Origin of the sequence: Frigoribacterium sp. Leaf8 (assembly GCF_001421165.1) — a bacterium.
Lineage (GTDB): Bacteria > Actinomycetota > Actinomycetes > Actinomycetales > Microbacteriaceae > Frigoribacterium.
Window position 1 is genome coordinate 953,421 of sequence record NZ_LMKB01000005.1, and the last position, 19,598, is coordinate 973,018.

Here is a 19,598-nt window from a genome sequence, read left to right on the forward strand (position 1 = left end):
AGGACTCGCCCTACCCCGGTGACCAGGACGTGTTCAACGGCACCGAGGCCGACCTCGCGGCCCTCACCCGACCGACCACCCCGGCCGTGGGCCGTCTCTCGGGAGCCGACGCCTTCGCCACCGCGGCGACCATCGCCGCCAGCGCCTTCACCCCACCGGTCGTCGTGAACGGCAACGCCCCGACCAAGGCCTCGATCCCCCTGGTCTACGTCGCGTCGCGCAGCACCTACCCCGACGCCCTCGCCGGGGGCGCGGCCGCCGGCTACCGGGGCGCTCCGGTCCTCCTGACCTACCCCGACACCCTGCCCGACGCGACCCGCGCCCAACTCGCCGAGCTCCGCCCGCAACGCGTCGTCGTCCTGGGCGGCGTGGCCGCGGTCTCCGACACGGTGCGTCAGCAGCTCTCCCAGATCGCGACGACCGGCGCCCCGGGCGTCACCCGCGTCTCGGGTGCGGACCGATTCGACACGTCTGCGACGATCTCGAGCACGACCTTCCCGAAGGGTCGGGGCGGGACGGCCTACGTCGCGACCGGCCTGGACTTCCCCGACGCCCTCTCGGGTGCAGCCCTGGCCGGCGGCCCCGACAAGGGCCCGATGCTGCTCACACGGCCCGACGCCCTGCCGCAGACGGTCTCGACCGAGCTCACCCGGCTGGCCCCTGCCCGCATCGTCGTGCTCGGCGGGGTCAACGCGGTAGGAGAATCGGTCATCGCCCAGCTCCGGGCCGTCGCGCCCACGTCGCGGCTCTCGGGTGCCGACCGTTTCGACACCTCGGCCGTCATCGCCGCCGCCGGCTACCCCGCCGGTTCCGACGTGGCGTTCGTCTCGACGGGTGTGAACTTCCCCGACGCGCTCGCCGGAGCACCGACCGCGGGCCGGCTGGGCGGTCCCGTCCTGCTCACGCGACCCGACGCGCTGCCCGTCAGCGTGCGCACCGCCCTGACGAAGCTCGGCACCGACGGCCTGGTCGTGCTGGGTGGCCCCAACGCCGTCAGCCCGGCGGTCGAGGCCGGGCTCTGACCGGGGCCCGTCCCTGACGGACGCGCTCGACGTGGCCACGTGACGGAGGCGCGGTGCGGGACCACCCGCACCGCGCCTCCGTCGTCTCTCGCGAGGTCACCTACGCGTCGAGGCGGGCGAGCGCCTGCGTGACGTCGCCGAGCAGGTCGTCGACGTCCTCGATGCCGACCGACAGCCGCACGATCGAGTCGGGCACCTCGAGCTCGGTGCCGCGCACCGAGGCGTGGGTCATCTCGCTCGGGTAGCCGATGAGCGACTCGACGCCGCCGAGCGACTCGGCCAGCTGGAACAGCTCGGTCGACTCGGCGAACCGTCGGGCCGCGGCGGCACCCGCGCTCAGCTGCACCGAGAGCATGCCGCCGAACGCCCGCATCTGCCGGGCGGCGAGTTCGTGGCCCGGGTGCGACTCGAGCCCCGGGTAGTAGACGCGCTCCACCGCCGCGTGCCCCTCGAGGGCCCGGGCGATGGCGAGGGCGTTCGACGAGTGGCGGTCGACGCGCACGCCGAGCGTCTTGATGCCGCGCACCGTGAGCCACGCCTCCATCGGCGCCGACACGGCACCGACGCCGAACTGGACGAAGCCGACCTTCGCGGCGAGCTCGTCGTCGCGCACGACCACGGCCCCGCCCACGACGTCCGAGTGACCGCCGATGTACTTCGTCGTCGAGTGGACGACCGCGTCGGCCCCCAGCGCGAGGGGCTGCTGCAGGTACGGCGACGCGAACGTGTTGTCGACGACGACGACGGCCCCGGCCGCGTGCCCGATCTCGGCGAGCGCCGCGATGTCGCTGATCTTCATCAGCGGGTTGCTCGGGGTCTCGACCCAGAGCACGGCCGTCGGAGCGGCCTGGACCGCGGCGCGCACGGCGTCGAGGTCGCTCATCTCGACGGTGTCGAGCGTGACGCCCCAGGGCACCCACACCCGGTTGACGAGGCGGTGCGTGCCGCCGTAGACGTCGTTGCCCATGACGATGCGCGTGCCGGGCGCCAGGACCGAACGCAGCAGCGCGTCCTCGGCCGACAGCCCCGAGGCGAAGCTGAACGCGGCGCTGCCGCCCTCGAGGTCGGCGAGCAGGGTCTGCAGCGAGTCGCGCGTCGGGTTCGCCGACCGCGCGTACTCGTAGCCGCCGCGGAACCCGCCGATGCCGTCCTGGACGAACGTCGACGACTGGTAGATCGGGGGGACGACGGCACCGGTGGTGGGGTCGAAGTCCTGGCCGGCGTGGATCGCCCTGGTCGAGAAGCCGTGGGTCATGAGGATGTCCTTTCGAGGGGGACGGGTGGTACAGACGGAGGGGGGACGAGGAGGCGCGGGCCGGGCCGCCGGGTGACGGTGCCGCCCCGGCCGCTCAGGAGGACAGGAAAGAGAGGACGTCCTGTCGGGTGACGACGCCGACCGGGCGGCCGTCGTCGGTGACGAGCAGGGCGTCGACGGACTCGAGCGCGGACCGGGCCGCCGAGACGGGTTCGTTCACGCCGATCAGGGGCAGGGGGTCGCCGAGGTACGCCGAGACGGCGTCGCCCATGGTCGCGCCCCCGCGGAAGATGGCCTCGAGCAACGCCTTCTCCTCGATGGCACCGACGACCTCGCCGATGACGACCGGGGGCTCGGCCGAGAGCACGGGCATCTGCGAGACGCCGTAGGTCTTCATGATGCCGATCACGTCGTGGACGGTGTCGGACGGGTGGGCGTGGACGAGGTCGGGCAACTGCCCGGTCTTCGAGGCGATGAGGTCGCGGACCGACCGCTCGTCGTGGCTGACGCCGAAGCCGTACGAGCGCATCCACGCGTCGTTGAAGATCTTGCCGAGGTAGCCGCGCCCGCCGTCGGGCAGCAGGGCGACGACGACGTCGTCCGGGCCGAGCTCGCGGGCCACGTCGAGGGCGGCCGCGACGGCCAGGCCGGACGAGCCGCCGACCAGCAGTCCCTCCTCGCGGGCGAGGCGCCGGGTCAGCTCGAACGAACGGGCGTCGTCCGCGGCGATGATGCGGTCGACGACCGAGGGGTCGTAGGCGGCCGGCCAGAAGTCCTCGCCGACGCCCTCGAGAAGGTAGGGGCGGCCGGTGCCCCCGCTGTAGACGCTGCCCTCGGGATCGGCGCCGACGACCTGCACCGCGCCTCCGGACACCTCCTTGAGGTAGCGGCCGGTACCGCTGATGGTGCCGCCGGTGCCCACGCCCGCGACGAAGTGCGTGATGCGGCCGTCGGTGTCGCGCCAGATCTCGGGGCCCGTCGTCTCGTAGTGGCTGAGCGGCCCGTTGGGGTTGGCGTACTGGTTCGGCTTGAACGCCCCGGGGATCTCGCGCGCGAGGCGGTCGGAGACGCTGTAGTAGGACTCGGGGCTGGTCGGCTCGACGGCGGTCGGGGTGACGACGATCTCGGCGCCGTAGGCCTTGAGCACGTTGCGCTTGTCCTCGCCGACCTTGTCGGGCAGGACGAAGACGCAGCGGTAACCGCGCTGCTGGGCGACGAGGGCGAGGCCCACCCCGGTGTTGCCGCTGGTCGGCTCGACGATGGTGCCCCCGGGCCCGAGCAGGCCGTCGCGCTCGGCCGCGTCGATGATGCGCGTCGCGATGCGGTCCTTCGACGAACCGCCCGGGTTGACGTACTCGACCTTGACGAGCACGGTCGCCGTGATGCCCTCGGTCACCTTGTTCAGCTTGACGAGCGGCGTGTCACCGATCAGGTCGAGGACGGTCTCGGCGTACTTCACGGGTGCTCCGGTTCTCGCGGGGCCCTCGTGGGGCGCGCGCAGGTCGACGACTCGGGTGGTCGGGTCGGTCGGGGCGTCCCCGCCGGACCCGTTCGTCGAGTCTAACGACGGGGTCGTGGCGTGTGACGGAGGGTCGGCGGGCCCGACCTGCTGGCACGCGCCTCCCAGGCAGTCGTGAGAGAAAATGGTTGACGCATCCACGATCGGGTGCGTCCCGACCACCTCCCCGACCCCAGAGGACCCCCGTGGCCAGCAGCGACAAGCCGACCGACAAACCCACCGTCAAGCAGCAGCGAGACGCCCGGCGTCACGAGAAGGTGGCCGAGCTCAAGCGGCAACAGGCCCGGGCGAAGCGCAACCGCACCATCGGCATCGTCACCGCCTCGGTCGCGGGCGCGGCGGCGATCGCGCTGGTCGTCACCTTCGTCGTGACGAGCGGCCAGCCGCGGCAGGACCCCCAGGCCATCGAGATCGACGGCGTGAAGACCTACTCCGACCTCACCGCGAACCACGTCGGCGGCAGCGTCGACTACGCGATGACCCCTCCCGCGGGCGGCGACCACAACCAGATCTGGCTGAACTGCGGCGTCTACACCGAGCCCGTGCCGAACGAGAACGCCGTCCACGACCTCGAGCACGGCGCCGTCTGGTTCACCTACGACCCCGAGCAGGTCAGCGAGGCCGAGATCGAGGCGCTGCGCGACTTCGCCCCCGACACGTACGCGGTCGTCTCGCCCTACGAGGGCCTCGACTCCCCCATGTACGTCTCGGCCTGGGGTGCCCAGTTGCCCTTCGCGAACGTGACCGACGACGAGGCCACCGTGTCCGACTTCGTCACCAAGTACTGGAAGTCCACGAACGCCCCCGAGCCCGGTGCGCCGTGCAGCGGCGGCGTGGACGGCACCGGCAAGATCGCGTGACGGCACCGGGGCACGACGACGACGCGACCGCCGGGGCGGGGCCGCACCGCGCCTCCTCGGGTCGTCGGCTGAGGCTGGTGATCGCGGGGGTCCTGACCGTGGCGATCGTGCTGCTGGTCGGCGTCGCGCTTGGGCGGCTCAGCTCGCCCACCCCCGTCACGCCCGGCACGGACAGCGTCGAGGCGGGGTTCTCGCGCGACATGCAGGTGCACCACGAGCAGGCCGTGCAGATGGCGATGATGGTCCGCGACCGGACCGACGACCCCGCGGTCCGCTCGTTGGCCTACGACATGGCCCTCACGCAGTCGCAGCAGGCCGGTCAGATGTACGCCTGGCTCGAGCTGTGGCGCCTGCCGCAGGCGCCCTCGGAGCCGACCATGACCTGGATGACCCGTCCGACCCTCGACGGGGACTACGGCAGCCACCACATGACCGACGACGGAGGCGCGGGCGGCTCGGCCACGCCCGTCGCCACCCACGAACCCGGCGGCCGCATGCCGGGGCTGGCGACCGACGAGCAGCTCGCGTCCCTGGACTCCGCGAACGGCGTCGAGGCCGAGCGGATCTTCCTGACCCTGATGATCGCGCACCACGAGGGCGGCATCGAGATGGCCGACGCCGTCCTGGCGCGCAGCGAGGTGCCGCAGGTGCGGGCCTTCGCCTCGGGCATGCTGCAGACGCAGCAGAGCGAGGTCGACGCCATGCAGGCGATGCTCGTCGAGCGCGGCTGACGGGACGCCGCAGCGCTACGACGACACCTGCTGCCCGTAGAGCTCGGCGTACACCCCGCCCAGGGCCAGCAGCTCGTCGTGCGTCCCCCGCTCGACGACGCGACCGGCCACAACGACGAACACGACGTCGGCGTCGCGCACGGTCGAGAGCCGGTGCGCGATGGCGATCGTCGTCCGGCCACGGGTCGCCGTGTCGAGGGCCTCTTGCACCACGCGCTCGGACACCGTGTCGAGGGCGCTCGTCGCCTCGTCGAGGACCATGACGGCGGGGTCCTTCAACAGGACGCGAGCGATGGCGATGCGTTGTTTCTCACCGCCCGAGAGCCGATAACCCCGCTCGCCCACGATCGTGTCGTAACCGTCGGGGAACGACGCGATCGTCTCGTGGATGTTCGCCTGCCGGGCTGCGTCGACCAGCTGTTCGTCGGTCGCGTCGGGTCGCGCGTACCGGAGGTTGTCGCCGATGCTGGCGTGGAAGAGGTAGGTCTCTTGGCTGACGATGCCGATGTTGCCGACCAGCGATTCTTGGTCGAGGCGCCGGACGTCGGTGCCGGCGAAGCGCACCGCTCCGCCGGACGCCTCGTAGAACCGCGGGATCAGGTACGAGACGGTCGTCTTGCCCGCACCGCTCGGGCCGACGAAGGCGGCGAACTGACCCGGTGCGATGTCGAACGAGACGCCGTCGAGGGTCTTCTGCCCGGGCTCGGCGTCGGGGTACGAGAACGAGACGTCGTCGAACTCGACCCGGCCGAGCTGCGTCTCGTCGACCGGCTCGGCCGAGGGGTCGTTCGTGATCGCCGGGTGGAGGTCGAGGTACTCGAAGATGCGGGCGAACAGCGCTCCGGAGGTCTGCAGGTCGAGGGCCACCCGCAGTAGCCCCATGAGCGGGAAGGTCAAGCGGGCCTGCACCGTGGTGAAGGCCACGATCGTGCCCGCCGTCACGGGCACGTCACGGAGGATCAGCCAGGCCGCGACCAGGTAGATGAGGGCGGGGATGACCGAGAGGAAGATCTGGACGACGGCGAAGAACCACTGCCCGCTCATCTGCTGACGCACCTGCAACCCGATCTGGGTGCGGTTCTCGGCCGAGTAGCGCTCGACCTCGGCGCGCTGCTGGTTGAAGCTCTTCGCCAACAGGATGCCGCTGACGCTCAGCGCCTCCTGCGTGATGGCGGTCATGTCGCTGAGCGACTCCTGCGTCTTGGTGGCGATGCGGGCGCGCACCTGGCCCACCCGTCGCTGGGCCACCACCAGCAGCGGCAGCAGGACGACCGTGACGACGGTCATCTGCCAGCTGAGCACGAGCATGGACACGAAGGCCGCGATGACCGTGACCGTGTTGCCGAGGACGCTCGAGATGGTGTTGCTCAGCACGTTCGCGACGCCGCCGACGTCGTTCTGCAGGCGCGACTGGATGACCCCGGTCTTGGTGCGGGTGAAGAACGCGAGCTCCATGCGCTGCAGGTGGCCGAAGAGGCGGATGCGCAACGCACCCATCACCTTGTTGCCGACCGTGGCGGTCAGGTACGTCTGCCAGACGCCGATGCCGGCGGACAGCACCCAGAGTCCCACCATGGCGCCCACGAGTTCGAGCAGCACGGGCACGTCGGGACCGCCCTGGGGGAACAACCCCCGGTCGAACGCCTGCTTGGTGAGCAGCGGTGGAGCCACGCTGACGGCGGCCCCGATCAGGACGAGCACGACGGTGACGCCGAGGGCTCGCCGGTGCGGGGCGAACAGGCCGCGGATGCGACGGAACAGGTCGGGGATGCGCGGCGCGGTGGCGTTCGCCGCACGCTGGGCCTCGGCGTCGCCGCTCGAGACCCGGCCGGACCCGCCCGGTCGGCCTCCGCCCCGGGGACCGCCTGCGGGGGCGTGCATCGAACTCATGCGGTCAGCGTAGGCCCGACCCCCGTCACGAGTGGCCCACCGTCGGACGCCGACGCGTCGTCGCCGTTCGCGGGTGCCGTCACCGTTGCCGTCCCCCGGAAAAGAGCCTCACCGCGACACGCCGCGACACGCCGTAGAACGACCGTTCGTCCCCCAGTTGTGGGCGCAATGCCCGACAGACCATACGGCGTAATGAACACTCAGTTTAGTATGGCGGTGTCGGTGCACCTGACCAGGCTCCGGCAGCCGCGTTCTCCCTACCCGACGGGCGAGCCTCCCGAAGCGGCCGAGCTAGGACCATCGTGAACACGTCGAACCCCACGGCCGTCGAACCGCCGAGTGCCGAACTGCAGCCCGCCGACCACCGGGCCGCTCTCGATGCCATCGAGCAGGGCTGGACCCAGATCGCCCCCTTGCAGGGAGCGCGTCTGCGCGAGGCCATCCGCTCGACGCCCGAAGAGGAATGGCGCGGCCGACCCCGCATCCTGCTCGCCCTGGCGGCGAGCCACCGCTCGGTCGGCTCCCGCTCGCGCAGTGCGGCCCTGCCCTGGTTCCGCGGCGTCGCCAAGGCGCTCGACGCCGACCCCGACCTGCCGCTCGACATCCGGGCGGGCTACCACGTGCACCTCGGGGCGTCGCTGCGCACCCTCGGCAACTTCGTCGTGGCCCACGAGCACCTCGAGGTCGCCCGGACCCTCATCGAGAACGACCTCGCCGAGTCGATCAGCGTGCGCATCTCGCTCAGCGCCTCCTTCTCGTTGCAACTCGGCCTCATCCGGCTGCACTACGGCGAGATCGACCAGGCCCGCTTCGCCCTGAGCCTCGCGAACGGTCTCGGCGAGGACCACCTCAGCACCGCCGAGCGGGTCGAGTGCCTCTCGGCGCTCGCCTTCGTCGCGATGCTGATCGGCGACTTCGACCTCGCCGACCGCCACGTCGACCTCGCCCGCGAGCTCGCCGACGGCACCGACCTGCTGGGGAGCTCGTTCGGGGCCCTCACCCAGATCACGCGCGTGCACCTCGCCCTCGAACGCGGTGAGGCCGTGGGCGGCCACGAGGGTCTGCTCGCCGACGTGCGGCAGGCGTCGCGCGGCAGCGACTGGGAGGCGCTCGGCCTGTTCGCCGAAGCGCACGTGCTGCTGTCCGAGGGCCGCTACATCGAGGTGCTCGACCTGCTGGCGCGGATCACCCGCACCATCGACGGATTCACCGGGCACAGCGCCCTCACCGACTCGGCCACGGTGTTGCGGGCCGAGACCATGCGCCTGCTCGGTCAGCCGCACGAGGCCCGTCGACTCGCGTCGTCGGTGACGTCGTCGCACCACCACATCCGCTGTCCCGGTCGCGTGCTCGCCCTCGTGCACCTCGCCGCCGGTGAAGCCGAGGCCGCCCTCGAGGCGCTCGAGCCGTGCCTCGCCATCGGCGACCTGCACAGCGAGCGCACGATGGGCCAGGTGCACGCCCTCCAGGCGGCCGCACACCTCGCCCTCGGCGACGCCCCGCACAGCGACATCGCCTTCGACCAGGCCCTGCTGAGCGCCGGTCACAACGGGTCGATCTGGCTCTTCGCCACCCTGCCGGAGGACGTCCTCGACCACCTCGTGCAGCGCGCCGTCGGCCGTCGCCAGCCGGCCGCCATCGTCGGGGTGCTCGACCGCCTGCGCGGGACCACGGCCGACGTCGTGCCGCAGCTCGCCGAGCCGCTGAGCGACCGCGAGCTCGTGATCGTCCGGCACCTGGCCACCGGTCAGACCCTCGGCCAGATCGGCAGCCAGCTGTTCATCTCGGTCAACACCGTCAAGAGCCACGTCCGCAGCATCTACCGCAAGCTGCAGGCGTCGTCGCGGCGCGAGGCGATGACCCGCGTCAAGCAGCTCGGCCTCGACCTCGACGACTAGGGACGAGGAGGCGCGGTGCCGGCCGTGGGGTAACCTCTCGCGGTGCCCCACGAGTCCCGCGTCACGTCCCGTCCGTCCCTCGTCGCCCAGCTGAGGGCGCGCAAACCCCTCGAGGCCTACGTCGCCGAGAGCGCGGCATCCGCCGACGGCGGCCCCCGTCTGCGACGCACCCTGGGCGTCTGGCACCTCACGGCGATCAGCATCGGGGCGACCCTCGGCACGGGCATCCTGGTCGTGCTGGGCACCGCCGTCCCGCTGGCCGGCCCCGCGGTCTGGATCTCGTTCGTGCTCGCGGGCGTCGCGGCCCTGCTGTCGGCCCTGTCGTACGCCGAGATGGCGGGCAGCGTGCCCGTGTCGGGGTCGAGCTACTCGTACGCGTACGCGACGCTCGGCGAGGGCATCGCGTGGGTCTGCGGGTGGTGCCTCGTGCTCGAGTACGCCGTCTCGGTCGCGGCCGTCGCCGTCGGGGCGGGGCAGTACGTGAACGAGGCCCTCGACGTGTTCGGGCTCGCCCTGCCGGCCGCGATCGCCGAGCCCCCGGGCGCCGGCGGCGTCCTCAACCTGCCCGCCGCGGTCCTCGTCCTGCTCGCCACCCTCGTGCTCGTTCCCGGCGCGCGCGAGAGCGCCTGGGTCAACACCCTGCTCGTCGTCGTCAAGGTGGCGCTGCTCGTGTTCTTCGTCGCCGTCGCCTTCACGGCCTTCCGCGCCGGGAACTTCGAGCCGCTGGCACCGATGGGCGCGGCCGGCGTCTCGGCGGCGGCCTCGCGCCTGTTCTTCTCGTACATCGGCTTCGACGCGGCGTCCACGGCCGGCGAAGAGGCCCGCGACGCGAAGCGCGACCTGCCGCGCGCCATCATCGCCTCGATCGTGATCATCACGGTGCTCTACATCCTGGTGGCCGTCGCCGCTATCGGTGCGCGCCCGTGGACCACCTTCACCGACGGCGAGGCGACCCTCGTCACGATCGTCGCCGACATCACGGGACAGCCGTGGGTCGCCTTCCTCTTCGCCGTCACCGCCGTGGCGGCGATCGCGAGCGTCGTGTTGACGGTGCTCTACGGTCAGACGCGCATCTTCGTCTCGATGGCACGCGACGGGCTCGTGCCCCGCGTCCTCGGCCGCGTCTCGGCGCGCACGCAGACCCCCGTCGCCGGCACCCTGATCGTCGGCGGAGCCGTGGCCGTCGCGGCGGCGGTGATCCCCCTGGGCGCCCTGGCCGACGCGACGAGCATCGGCACGCTCTTCGCCTTCGCCCTGGTCAACGTGTCGGTCATCTGGCTGCGCCGCAACCGCCCGGAGCTCGACCGCACCTACAAGGTGCCGCTCTACCCGCTGACCCCGGTCCTCGGCTGTGCCTTCTGCGTGCTGCTCATGGTGACCCTCGGGTGGGTCACCTGGGCGGCCTTCGCCGTCTGGATGGTCGTGGGCACCGCGGTGTACCTCGGGTACGGCCGCCGACACTCGGTCCTGGCCCGCGCCTCCTGACCCGGCTCTCCGCACGGTCGGCGGGTCGCAGCGGAGACGCCAGAAGGCGCCACCCCGAGGGGTGGCGCCTTCCGTGTGGTGCTGAGCAGACGTGCCGCTCAAGCGCAGGGGGCCGCGAGGGCCCGCCGACTACTTGAGGGTGATCGTCGCGCCGGCGGCCTCGAGCTGAGCCTTGGCCTTCTCGGCGGCGTCCTTCGTGGCACCCTCGAGGACGGTGCTGGGGGCACCGTCGACGACGGCCTTGGCCTCGCCGAGACCGAGGCTCGTGAGCGCGCGGACCTCTTTGATGACCTGGATCTTCTTGTCGCCGGCAGCCTCGAGGACGACGTCGAAAGCGGTCTGCTCTTCGACCTCTTCAGCGGCGGCGGCGGGGCCGGCGGCACCGGCAGCGGCCACGGGGGCAGCAGCGGTGACCTCGAAGACCTCTTCGAACTTCTTCACGAAGTCGCTGAGCTCGATGAGCGTGAGCTCCTTGAAGGCCTCGATCAGTTCGTCCTGCGTGAGCTTCGCCATGGTGTTCTCCTTATGGGTTTTCTAAAGTGTGGGTTGGTACGACAGCTGTTTAGCTGTCGGCTTCCTGCTTGGCACGCAGCGCCTCGACCGTGCGAACGGCCTGGGACAGCGGTGCCTGGAACAGGTAGGCAGCACCGAACAGCGAAGCCTTGAAGGCGCCGGCCAGTTTGCCCAGCAGCACCTCTCGGGACTCGAGATCGGCGAGCTGCTTGACCTCGTCTGCCGTGAGCGGGTTACCGTCGAAGTAACCGTTCTTCACGATCAGAGCGGGGTGTGCCTTGGCGAAGTCACGCAGGCTCTTGGCGACGGCGACAGGGTCACCGTGCACGAAGGCGATCGCAGACGGTCCGACGAGTTCGTCGTCGAACGAGCTGATTCCGGCGTTGTTGGCCGCGATCTTGCTGAGCGTGTTCTTCACCACGGCGTACGTCGCGTCTGCACTGATGGACTTGCGGAGCTCTTTCAGCTCGGCAACAGTGAGACCGCGGTACTCGGTGAGCAGGACGGCGGTCGAGTCACGGAAGTTGTCCGTGAGCTCGGCGACCGATGCTTCCTTGTTCGCCATGGCTCTCCTAAAACGTGGGTGTGCCGGCAGCCCCCGGGAACTCGACTCGGCCGCGCCGAGACCGGCGCCGCACCAATGAAAAAAGCTCCGGCGCAAGCGCACGGAGCTGGATCTCTTCGAGAAGAGGAACGACTTCACACACCTGCGCTGGTCGCTCTCTCTCGAGAACCTTCGGCACCCGTCTGCGAGCAGACGACTACAACCGGCGGTCTTGGGCTTCGTACAGAGTAGACGCAGCAGGCGCGCTCACGCAAGTCGCGCCTCCTCGGCTTCGCGATGGGGTGCGCCCGCGGGCGTCGCGAGCGGCAGGCGGACGGTGAAGGTCGCTCCCCCGGCCGAGCTCGCGACGTCGACGGTGCCGCCGTGGGAGTGGACGACGGCCTGGACGATCGCGAGGCCGAGACCCGTGGAGCCGGCCTTCCGCGATCGCGAGCTGTCGGCGCGGGCGAACCGTTCGAACAGCACGGGCAGCACGGCCGGGTCGATGCCCGGTCCGTCGTCGGCGACCGAGACGACGGCCTCCCCCGACGTGTCGTCGACCGTGAGCGAGACGTGCACGTGGGTGCCGTCGGGCGTGTGGGTGCGCACGTTGGTCAACAGGTTGGCGACGATCTGGTGGAGGCGCATGGCGTCGCCCGACACGGTCACCGGCTCGTCGGGCACGTACACGTCGACGTCGTGCGTGGGTCCGGCCACGTGGGCGTCGTTGACCGTGTCGAGCACGACCCTGGTCAGGTCGACGTCGCCCGTGACGAGGTCGCGACCCTCGTCGAGGCGGGCGAGCAGCAGGAGGTCCTCGACGAGCGAGGTCATCCGCAGCGACTCCGACTCGATGCGGCCCATGGCGTAGACCACGTCGTCGGGCAGTCCGGTGTTCATGCGGCGGGTCAGCTCGGCGTAGCCGCGGACCGACGCGAGCGGGGTGCGCAGCTCGTGCGAGGCGTCGGCCACGAACTGCCGCACCTTGTTCTCGCTCTGCTGACGGGCCTCGAGGGCCCCGGCCACGTGGCCCAGCATGCGGTTGAGCGAGGCGCCGACGCGGCCGACCTCGGTGCGGGTGTCGGCGTCGGCCTCGTCGACGCGTTCCGCGAGGGCCACCTCGCCGCGGTCGAGCGGCAGTTCGGCGACCCGCAGTGCCGTGTCGGACATGCGCTCGAGCGGGCGGAGGGCGCTCCGCACGACCCCGTAGGCGATCGCGATCGCGACCGCGAGGCCGATGAGGGTCACCGCGAGGATCGTGACCACCATGACGGTGATGGTGCGGTCGACGCTGCTCGTCGGCAGACCGACGACGAGGTACGCCGGCGTGGTGGCGAGGGAGCCCGACGTGGTGGTCGTCGGATAGCCGACCGCGAGCGACTCCACCCGGTACGAACCCAGCGCCGACCCGAGCGAGACGGACTCGGGCGCGGTCGAGCCGGCGACCGTCGTCACGACCGAGGTGAGGTCGTCGGTCAGGCGCGGCGTGACGACCCGACCCGACTGCTCGACCTGGTACGCCGCCACGACCGTCCCGTTCACGACGACGGCCGTGAAGGTGCCGGGCGACTGCCGCGGGCCCGAGAGGTCGTCGCCGTCGGGCGTCAGGTAGGGCCGGCTCGTCGAGCCCTGCGCGTTCACCATGGGCACGGAGCGGCCCGTCGCCCCCTCGAGCTCGTCGTCGAGCTGACGCATGAGCGACGCCTGGAGCACGAACACGCTGACCGAGCCGATCACGATGGTCAGCAGCACCACGAGCGCGACGATGCTGAGGATCAGGCGGTTGCGCAGCGTGAGCGGCCCGGCGAGACCGGGCGCCCGGCCCACCAGGCCCCGGAGGCGCGAGCCCACCCGGGCGGGCAGGGCATCGCTCACGACGTGGGCTTGATCACGTAACCGACGCCGCGCACGGTGTGGATCATCGGCTCTTCGCCGACGTCGATCTTCTTGCGCAGGTACGAGATGTAGATCTCGACGACGCTCGACTTGCCGCCGAAGTCGTAGCTCCAGACCCGGTCGAGGATCTGCGCCTTGCTCAGCACGCGGCGGGGGTTGCGCATCAGGAAGCGCAGCAGCTCGAACTCGGTGGCGGTCAGCTCGATCTCGCGACCGGCGCGCGTCACCTCGTAGCTCTCCTCGTCGAGCACGAGGTCGCCGACGACGATGCGCGAGTCGCCCGCCTCGCTGATGGCCGAGGCCGACCGGCGGATCAGGCCGCGCAGCCGGGCCACGACCTCTTCGAGCGAGAACGGCTTGGTGACGTAGTCGTCGCCCCCGGCGGTGAGACCCGACACGCGGTCCTCGACGCTGTCCTTCGCGGTGAGGAACAGGATCGGGGTGTCGTCACCGCTCGACCGCAGTCGACCCAGCACCTGGATGCCGTCGATGTCGGGCAGCATCCAGTCGAGCACGATCGCGTCTGGCTTGAACTCGCGCGCCGTGGCGAGGGCCGCCTGACCGTCGGAGGCCGCCTTGACGTCCCATCCCTCGTAGCGGAGGGCCATCGAGAGCAGGTCGGTGAGACTGTTCTCGTCGTCGACGACGAGGACTCGGAGGGGCGTTCCGTCGGCACGGGTGAGGCGGGGGGCCGAGGCGGTGGCGGGGGTCGTTGTGGTCACCTCTCCAAGTATCGAGTGGTTCCTATGAACCGACTGTGATCAGTCGATGAGCGGGCTGCGCATCGTCCCCGGGCGACCCGCGGGGGCCGCGAGCCCCCGGGGTGCCGGGCGCGCGTCAGGCGGACGGGTACTCGGCGCAGGCGAAGCGAGCCGAGTCCGGGGCCCAGCAGGGCACGTTGATCGTGCCCTGGCCGCCGAAGAGGGCGAGCACGTCGCGCGGCGCCCGGCCCGGCACGGGCAGGCCGTCGGGACCGAGGGGCAGGGTGCGCAGCACGACGTCGCGGTTCTCGGGGTGGCCGAGCGTGCCGGGCTCGAACGACACCCAGAGCAGCGTCGAGCCGTCGGGTGACACGTGCGGGAACCAGTTGACCCGTTCGTCGTCGGTCACCTGCACGACGTCTCCGCCGTCCAGGCGGCTCCGGAAGAGCTGCGCGTGGCCGGCGACCCCCGCGGAGGCGCGTTCCGAGTTGGCCCACAGCCACGCCCCGTCCGGAGAGAACTCGGCCCCGTCGTCGGGGTGCTCGTCGTCGGTCACCGGCGTGGTCGCGCCGTCGGCGAGCGAGACCAGGGCGACGTTCGTGCGCCAGCCGGCCCGCGCCTCCTCGTCGTCCGGGTCGTCGACCGGCGCCGGCAGGGCGCCGACGATCACGCTGAGCGTGGCACCGTCGGGCGAGACGCCGTGCAGGTAGTTCTTGTGGTTGCGGCCCGCGGGGTGGTCGCGCGTCACGCGGCGGGGGGTGCCGCCCGGGGTCACGCCGTCCCACGGCACCTCGTACAGGTGGCCGTCCCGGGCGCTCACGATCACGGCCCCCTGGTCGGGAACGATCACGTGGTCGTTGTTGATCTCGGGCACGTCGCCCATCGGCACCGGCTCGAGCGCCGTCTCGTCGACCCCACGGGCGTCGGCGGGCACCCGCCAGAGCAGGCCGTCGCCGTTGACGACGAGCCAGCGACCGTCGGGGCTCCAGTTCGGGGCCTCGACGAGCACGCGGGTGCTCTCGAGGACGACCTGGACGTCGCCGGTCGCGGGGTCGACGACGAGCAGGCGGCTCCGTTGGCCGGGCAGCAGGGTTCGGGGCATGGGATCAGTCTGCCGTCACTGGTTCGAGAAGGCGGCGTCGAAGGAGGCGCTCGGTCGCCTCCAGAGGAGTGAGCGGATGTAGGCGAGCGCCTCGGGGGCGCCGTGCAGCCGGTCCATGCCGGCGTCCTCCCACTCGATCGAGATCGGGCCGTCGTAGCCGATCGCGTCGAGGGCGCGGAAGGCGTCCTCCCACTTCATGTCGCCGTGGCCGGTCGAGACGAAGTCCCAGCCCCGGCGGGGGTCGCCCCAGGGCAGGTGGGAGCCGAGCACGCCCGAGCGCCCGCTGACGGGCTTGATGCGGGTGTCCTTGCAGTCGACGTGGAAGATCCGGTCGGCGAAGTCGGTGATGAACGACACCGTGTCGACCCCCTGCCAGAGCATGTGCGAGGGGTCCCAGTTGAAGCCGAAGGCCGACCGGTGCTCGATGGCCTCGAGCGCCCGGACGCTCGTCCAGTGGTCGTAGGCGATCTCGCTCGGGTGCACCTCGTGGGCGAACCGGACGCCCTCGGCGTCGAACACGTCGAGGATGGGGTTCCAGCGGTCGGCGAAGTCCTGGTAGCCGGCGTCGATCACGCTCGCCGGGACCGGCGGGAACATCGCCACGTAGGGCCAGATCTTCGAGCCGGTGAAGCCGACGACGGTGTCGACGCCCATCTTGCGGGCCACCCGCGCCGCCCGCTTCATGTCCTCCGCGGCCCGCTGCCGGACGCCCTCGGGCTCGCCGTCACCCCAGGTGGACGGGCGCACGATCGCCTGGTGCCGGAAGTCGATCGGGTCGTCGCAGACCGCCTGCCCGGTCAGGTGGTTCGAGATCGCCCAGACCCCCAGGCCGTGCCGCTCGAGCACGTCGAGTCGCGACCGCAGGTACGCGTCGTCCTGGTCGGCGCGCTCGAGGTCGAGGTGGTCGCCCGACGCGGCGATCTCGAGGCCGTCGTAGCCCCACCCGGCGGCGAGTGCCGCGACCTCCTCGAAGGGCAGGTCGGCCCACTGGCCGGTGAACAGGGTGACGGGGCGGGAGCTCTCGGCCATGGGTTCCTTCTCGGGGGCGACGGGGGTGCGGGCGGGCGGCGGGGGCGGTGCGGGCGGCGGCGGGGTCGGGACGGTCGGGGTCAGGGCAGGTCGACCCACCGGCGCGACGCGGCGGACGCGAGGACCGCCTCGGTCACCCGGACGGCGCGCAGGCCGTCGACGAAGGTCGGCAGCCCCTCGGGGGTCCCGCCCCGGACGGCGTCGTGGGCGTCGCGCACGAACCCGGCGAACGCGTCGACGTAGCCCATCGGGTGCCCGGCGGGGACGGTCGACAGGCGGGCGGCGTCGGGTGCGAGCACGGCCGCGTCGCGGGCGACGAGCTGCGTGCCCGACCGGCGTCCGACCCAGAGCGTCTCGGGCTCCTCCTGCGAGAACTCGAGGCTCTCGGCGGTGCCCGACAGGTCGAGCAGGAGGCGGTTCTTGCGACCCGGCGCGACCTGCGACACGAAGAGGGTGCCGATCGCCCCCCGTGCCGTCTCGAACACGACGGCCGCCTCGTCCTCGGTGTCGACCGACGAGCCCCCGCGGTGGGTGTGCACGGTGGTGGTCGTCGAGGTCAGCCGGGCCAGCCGGTCGCCCAGGACGAACTCGAGCAGGTCGACCAGGTGGCTGCCGATGTCGGCGAAGGCCCGTGACGGACCGCCCGCGGCCGAGTCGACCCGCCAGTCGACGTCGTCGCTGTCGAGCAACCAGTCCTGCAGGTAGGAACCCCGGACGCTCAGCACGCGGCCGACCTCGCCCGTGGCGACGCGGGCCCGGGCCTCGCGCACCATCGGGTGGTAGCGGTAGACGAAGGGCACGGCACCGACCAGTCGCCCGGCCCGGGCGGCCTCGACCAGGGCCTCGGCCTCGACGCTCGAGGTCGCCAGCGGCTTCTCGCAGACCACGTGCTTGCCGGCGGCGAGCGCCGCCAGCGCGACGGGCGCGTGCGTGGCGTTCGGCGAGCAGACGTGCACGACGTCGACGCCGGGATCGGTCACGAGATCGTCGACGCTCTCGTGGGAGGTGTCGACGCCCAGGGACGCCGCCGCGTGGGCCGCGCTGGCGGCGCTCGAGGAGGCGAGGGCGACCACGCGGGCGCCGGCCGACCGCACGGCGCCGGCGTGCACGCGCGCCATGAAGCCGCCGCCCACGATGCCGACGCGCAGGGGTTCGACGCGACCCGCGCCTCCTCGGCTCGGCGCTGCCCGGCCGGCCGGGCCGGCGGTGGCGCCCACCGGCCCCACCGCCGTGGCCACGGCCGGCTCGGTCACTTCACGGCCCCCGACGACAGTCCGGTGATCAAGTGTTTCTGCACGAGCATGAAGCCTATGAGCACGGGCAGCGAGACGACGACCGAGGCGGCCATGAGCTGGTTCCAGTAGACGTCCTGCTGCGAGGCGTAGGCGCGGAGGCCGATGGAGAGCGTGCGCGTGTCCTTGCTCGTCAGCACCGAGGCGAAGAGCACCTCGCCCCAGGCCGTGATGAAGGCGTAGACCGCGACCGCGATGATGCCCGGCTTGGCGACCGGGATGATCACGCGGAACAGGGCACCGAGGCGACCCGTGCCGTCGATCATCGACGCCTCCTCCAGCTCTTTCGGGATCGACGCGAAGTAGCCCGTCAGCATCCAGATCGAGAACGGCAGAGAGAACGTCATGTAGGTGATGATCAGGCCGAGGTAGCTGCCGGTCAGCTGCACGCCGACCGTGCGCTGGATCTGCACGAAGATCAGGAACAGCGGCAACAGGAACAGGATGCCCGGGAACATCTGCGTCGACAGCACGACCAGGCTGAAGCTGCGCTGGCCCTTGAACCGCAGGCGGGCCAGCGAGTACGCGGCGAGCACGGCCATGGCCACCGACAGCACCGTCGCCGAGATCGTGACGATGAGGCTGTTCTTGAAGTACGACGCCAGCGGCACCGTCTGCCAGATCTGCACGTACGGTTCGAGCGTCACCCGGCTGGGGATCCAGGTGAACAAGCCCTGGACGTCGGCGAGCGGCTTGATCGAGGTGGTCAGCACCACGTAGAGCGGGACGACCACCACGAGCGACAGGAAGGCCAGCCCGAAGAAGCGGAAGACCTTGAACCCACGGGTCTCAATCATCGTGTTGTCCCTTCGGCAGAACCATGCGGATGTAGAACGCCGACGCGATCAGCAGCACGACCAGGAGCATCACGCTCATGGCACCGCCGAGGCCGAAGTTCCAGTTGTTGAACGACTGCTGGTAGATCAACGGCGAGATGAGCGTCGCCTGCTCGGGCGACGCCGGGCCGAAGAGCACGTAGGGCACGTTGAACTGGTTGAAGATCCACAGGCTCATGATCAACAGCAGCACGGCGTTGGCCGGCTTGACCATGGGCAGGGTGATCTGGGTGAACTGCTTCCAGAGGCTGGCGCCGTCGAGGCTCGCGGCCTCGTAGACGTCGCCCGGGATGTTCTGCAACGCGGCGAGCAGCATCAGGAAGGCGAAGGGCCAGAACTGCCACGCCGTCACGATGACGATGGCCCAGAACGAGTTGCCGCCGAGCAGCCAGAAGGGCCGGTCCTGCAGGATGCCGAGGTCGTCCACCAGGAAGCGGTTGATGGCCCCGTCGCGCTGGTTGAACATGAAGGCCCAGGCGATGGTGCCGACGTACGACGGCAGGGCGTAGGGCACGAGGAAGAGCGTGCGGAGGATGCCGCGGCCCTTGAACGAGCTGGTCAGGAGCACCGCGCCGAGCATGCCCATGCTCCAGGCGATGGCCACCACGATGACGGTGAACATCAGCGTGCGCCCCAGGGCCCCGTACAGCTGGCCGGCGATGGGCGAGGACGGGTCGAGCGCGGTGACGAAGTTCTGCAGGCCGACGAAGGGCGCGTTGACCCAGTTGGCGATGCTGAGCTGGTTCAGCGTGATGAACGCGATCCAGATGCCGAGCACCATCGGGACGATGTGGACGAGCAGTTCGGCCAGGGCGGCGGGCGCCACCAGGAAGTAGGCGAGCGGCGATCGGTGCTTCTTGCGCTTGGCCGGCTCGATCGGGGCCTGCTGGTGCGGGTCGGGCGGGAGGTCTTTCTCGGCGGTGGCGGGGGGCAGGACGTTGACGGTCATGAGGGTCCTCTCGGGGCCTGGGTGGCGGGGGCGGCCGGTCGATCGGACCGGCCGCCCCCGTCACGGGCGGTGGGAC

Annotated in this window: 17 protein-coding genes; 5 read left to right on the forward strand and 12 right to left on the reverse strand. The window is 71.3% G+C overall.

Annotation, left to right across the window (positions count from 1 at the left end; all coding sequences use genetic code 11):
* The coding region (locus ASL10_RS16210) for a cell wall-binding repeat-containing protein (protein WP_162234606.1) at positions 1-1,022 on the forward strand (1,022 nt) is incomplete at its 5' end.
* A 100-nt stretch (positions 1,023-1,122) separates the two neighbouring features.
* Here ASL10_RS16210 and ASL10_RS09075 read toward each other — a convergent pair.
* Together ASL10_RS09075 and ASL10_RS09080 are read right to left on the reverse strand one after the other, a co-directional pair.
* Positions 1,123-2,277 (reverse strand): cystathionine gamma-synthase, encoded by a 1,155-nt coding sequence (locus tag ASL10_RS09075; protein ID WP_056046507.1) that lies wholly within the window; start codon positions 2,275-2,277, stop codon positions 1,123-1,125.
* 94 nt (positions 2,278-2,371) lie between these two features.
* Positions 2,372-3,736 (reverse strand): cystathionine beta-synthase, encoded by a 1,365-nt coding sequence (locus ASL10_RS09080; RefSeq protein ID WP_056046509.1) that lies wholly within the window; start codon positions 3,734-3,736, stop codon positions 2,372-2,374.
* Positions 3,737-3,981: 245 nt separating this feature from the next.
* Between ASL10_RS09080 and ASL10_RS09085 the strand changes: the two genes are divergently transcribed.
* The gene (locus tag ASL10_RS09085; protein ID WP_056046511.1) at positions 3,982-4,656 is read left to right on the forward strand and encodes a DUF3105 domain-containing protein; all 675 of its coding nucleotides are present in this window, start codon (positions 3,982-3,984) and stop codon (positions 4,654-4,656) included.
* Positions 4,653-5,387 carry a DUF305 domain-containing protein gene (locus ASL10_RS09090; RefSeq protein WP_082460309.1) on the forward strand — a complete coding sequence of 245 codons (735 nt, stop codon included), beginning with the start codon at positions 4,653-4,655 and terminating at the stop codon, positions 5,385-5,387. Before ASL10_RS09085 ends, ASL10_RS09090 begins: the two co-directional genes overlap by 4 nt.
* A 15-nt stretch (positions 5,388-5,402) precedes the next feature.
* On the opposite strand, the gene ASL10_RS09095 is transcribed toward ASL10_RS09090, so the two are convergent.
* Positions 5,403-7,277, reverse strand: coding sequence for an ABC transporter ATP-binding protein (locus tag ASL10_RS09095; RefSeq protein ID WP_056046513.1), 1,875 nt, complete (start codon positions 7,275-7,277; stop codon positions 5,403-5,405).
* A 302-nt stretch (positions 7,278-7,579) separates the two neighbouring features.
* Between ASL10_RS09095 and ASL10_RS09100 the strand changes: the two genes are divergently transcribed.
* Both ASL10_RS09100 and ASL10_RS09105 read left to right on the forward strand, forming a co-directional pair.
* Positions 7,580-9,175 (forward strand): LuxR C-terminal-related transcriptional regulator, encoded by a 1,596-nt coding sequence (locus ASL10_RS09100; RefSeq protein WP_056046515.1) that lies wholly within the window; start codon positions 7,580-7,582, stop codon positions 9,173-9,175.
* Between the two features lie 42 nt (positions 9,176-9,217).
* Positions 9,218-10,660: an APC family permease gene (locus tag ASL10_RS09105; protein ID WP_056046517.1), complete on the forward strand. Its 1,443-nt coding sequence runs from the start codon at positions 9,218-9,220 to the stop codon at positions 10,658-10,660.
* A 129-nt stretch (positions 10,661-10,789) separates the two neighbouring features.
* Here ASL10_RS09105 and rplL read toward each other — a convergent pair whose 3' ends face one another.
* From rplL to ASL10_RS09150, 9 genes are all read right to left on the reverse strand, one after another.
* Positions 10,790-11,173: a 50S ribosomal protein L7/L12 gene (gene rplL, locus ASL10_RS09110; protein WP_056046519.1), complete on the reverse strand. Its 384-nt coding sequence runs from the start codon at positions 11,171-11,173 to the stop codon at positions 10,790-10,792.
* Between the two features lie 49 nt (positions 11,174-11,222).
* A complete protein-coding gene (gene rplJ / locus ASL10_RS09115) occupies positions 11,223-11,738 on the reverse strand; it encodes a 50S ribosomal protein L10 (RefSeq protein ID WP_043592926.1) in 516 nt (171 codons plus the stop codon).
* A 246-nt stretch (positions 11,739-11,984) separates the two neighbouring features.
* The gene (locus ASL10_RS09120) at positions 11,985-13,592 is read right to left on the reverse strand and encodes a HAMP domain-containing sensor histidine kinase (protein WP_082460310.1); all 1,608 of its coding nucleotides are present in this window, start codon (positions 13,590-13,592) and stop codon (positions 11,985-11,987) included.
* Positions 13,589-14,347: a response regulator transcription factor gene (locus ASL10_RS09125; RefSeq protein ID WP_056046521.1), complete on the reverse strand. Its 759-nt coding sequence runs from the start codon at positions 14,345-14,347 to the stop codon at positions 13,589-13,591. The genes ASL10_RS09120 and ASL10_RS09125 overlap by 4 nt, the downstream gene beginning before the upstream one ends.
* Positions 14,348-14,450: 103 nt before the next feature.
* Positions 14,451-15,416 (reverse strand): PD40 domain-containing protein, encoded by a 966-nt coding sequence (locus ASL10_RS09130; RefSeq protein WP_056046523.1) that lies wholly within the window; start codon positions 15,414-15,416, stop codon positions 14,451-14,453.
* Positions 15,417-15,431: 15 nt separating this feature from the next.
* Complete coding sequence (locus tag ASL10_RS09135; RefSeq protein WP_056047744.1) at positions 15,432-16,445, reverse strand: sugar phosphate isomerase/epimerase; 1,014 nt, start codon at positions 16,443-16,445, stop codon at positions 15,432-15,434.
* 80 nt (positions 16,446-16,525) lie between these two features.
* The gene (locus ASL10_RS09140) at positions 16,526-17,698 is read right to left on the reverse strand and encodes a Gfo/Idh/MocA family protein (protein ID WP_235452616.1); all 1,173 of its coding nucleotides are present in this window, start codon (positions 17,696-17,698) and stop codon (positions 16,526-16,528) included.
* On the reverse strand, positions 17,695-18,534 hold the full coding sequence (locus tag ASL10_RS09145; protein WP_043592933.1) for a carbohydrate ABC transporter permease: 840 nt from the start codon (positions 18,532-18,534) through the stop codon (positions 17,695-17,697). Before ASL10_RS09145 ends, ASL10_RS09140 begins: the two co-directional genes overlap by 4 nt.
* Positions 18,527-19,522, reverse strand: a complete 996-nt coding sequence (locus ASL10_RS09150; RefSeq protein ID WP_082460311.1) for a carbohydrate ABC transporter permease — start codon at positions 19,520-19,522, stop codon at positions 18,527-18,529. The genes ASL10_RS09145 and ASL10_RS09150 overlap by 8 nt, the downstream gene beginning before the upstream one ends.
* Positions 19,523-19,598 lie beyond the last annotated feature (76 nt).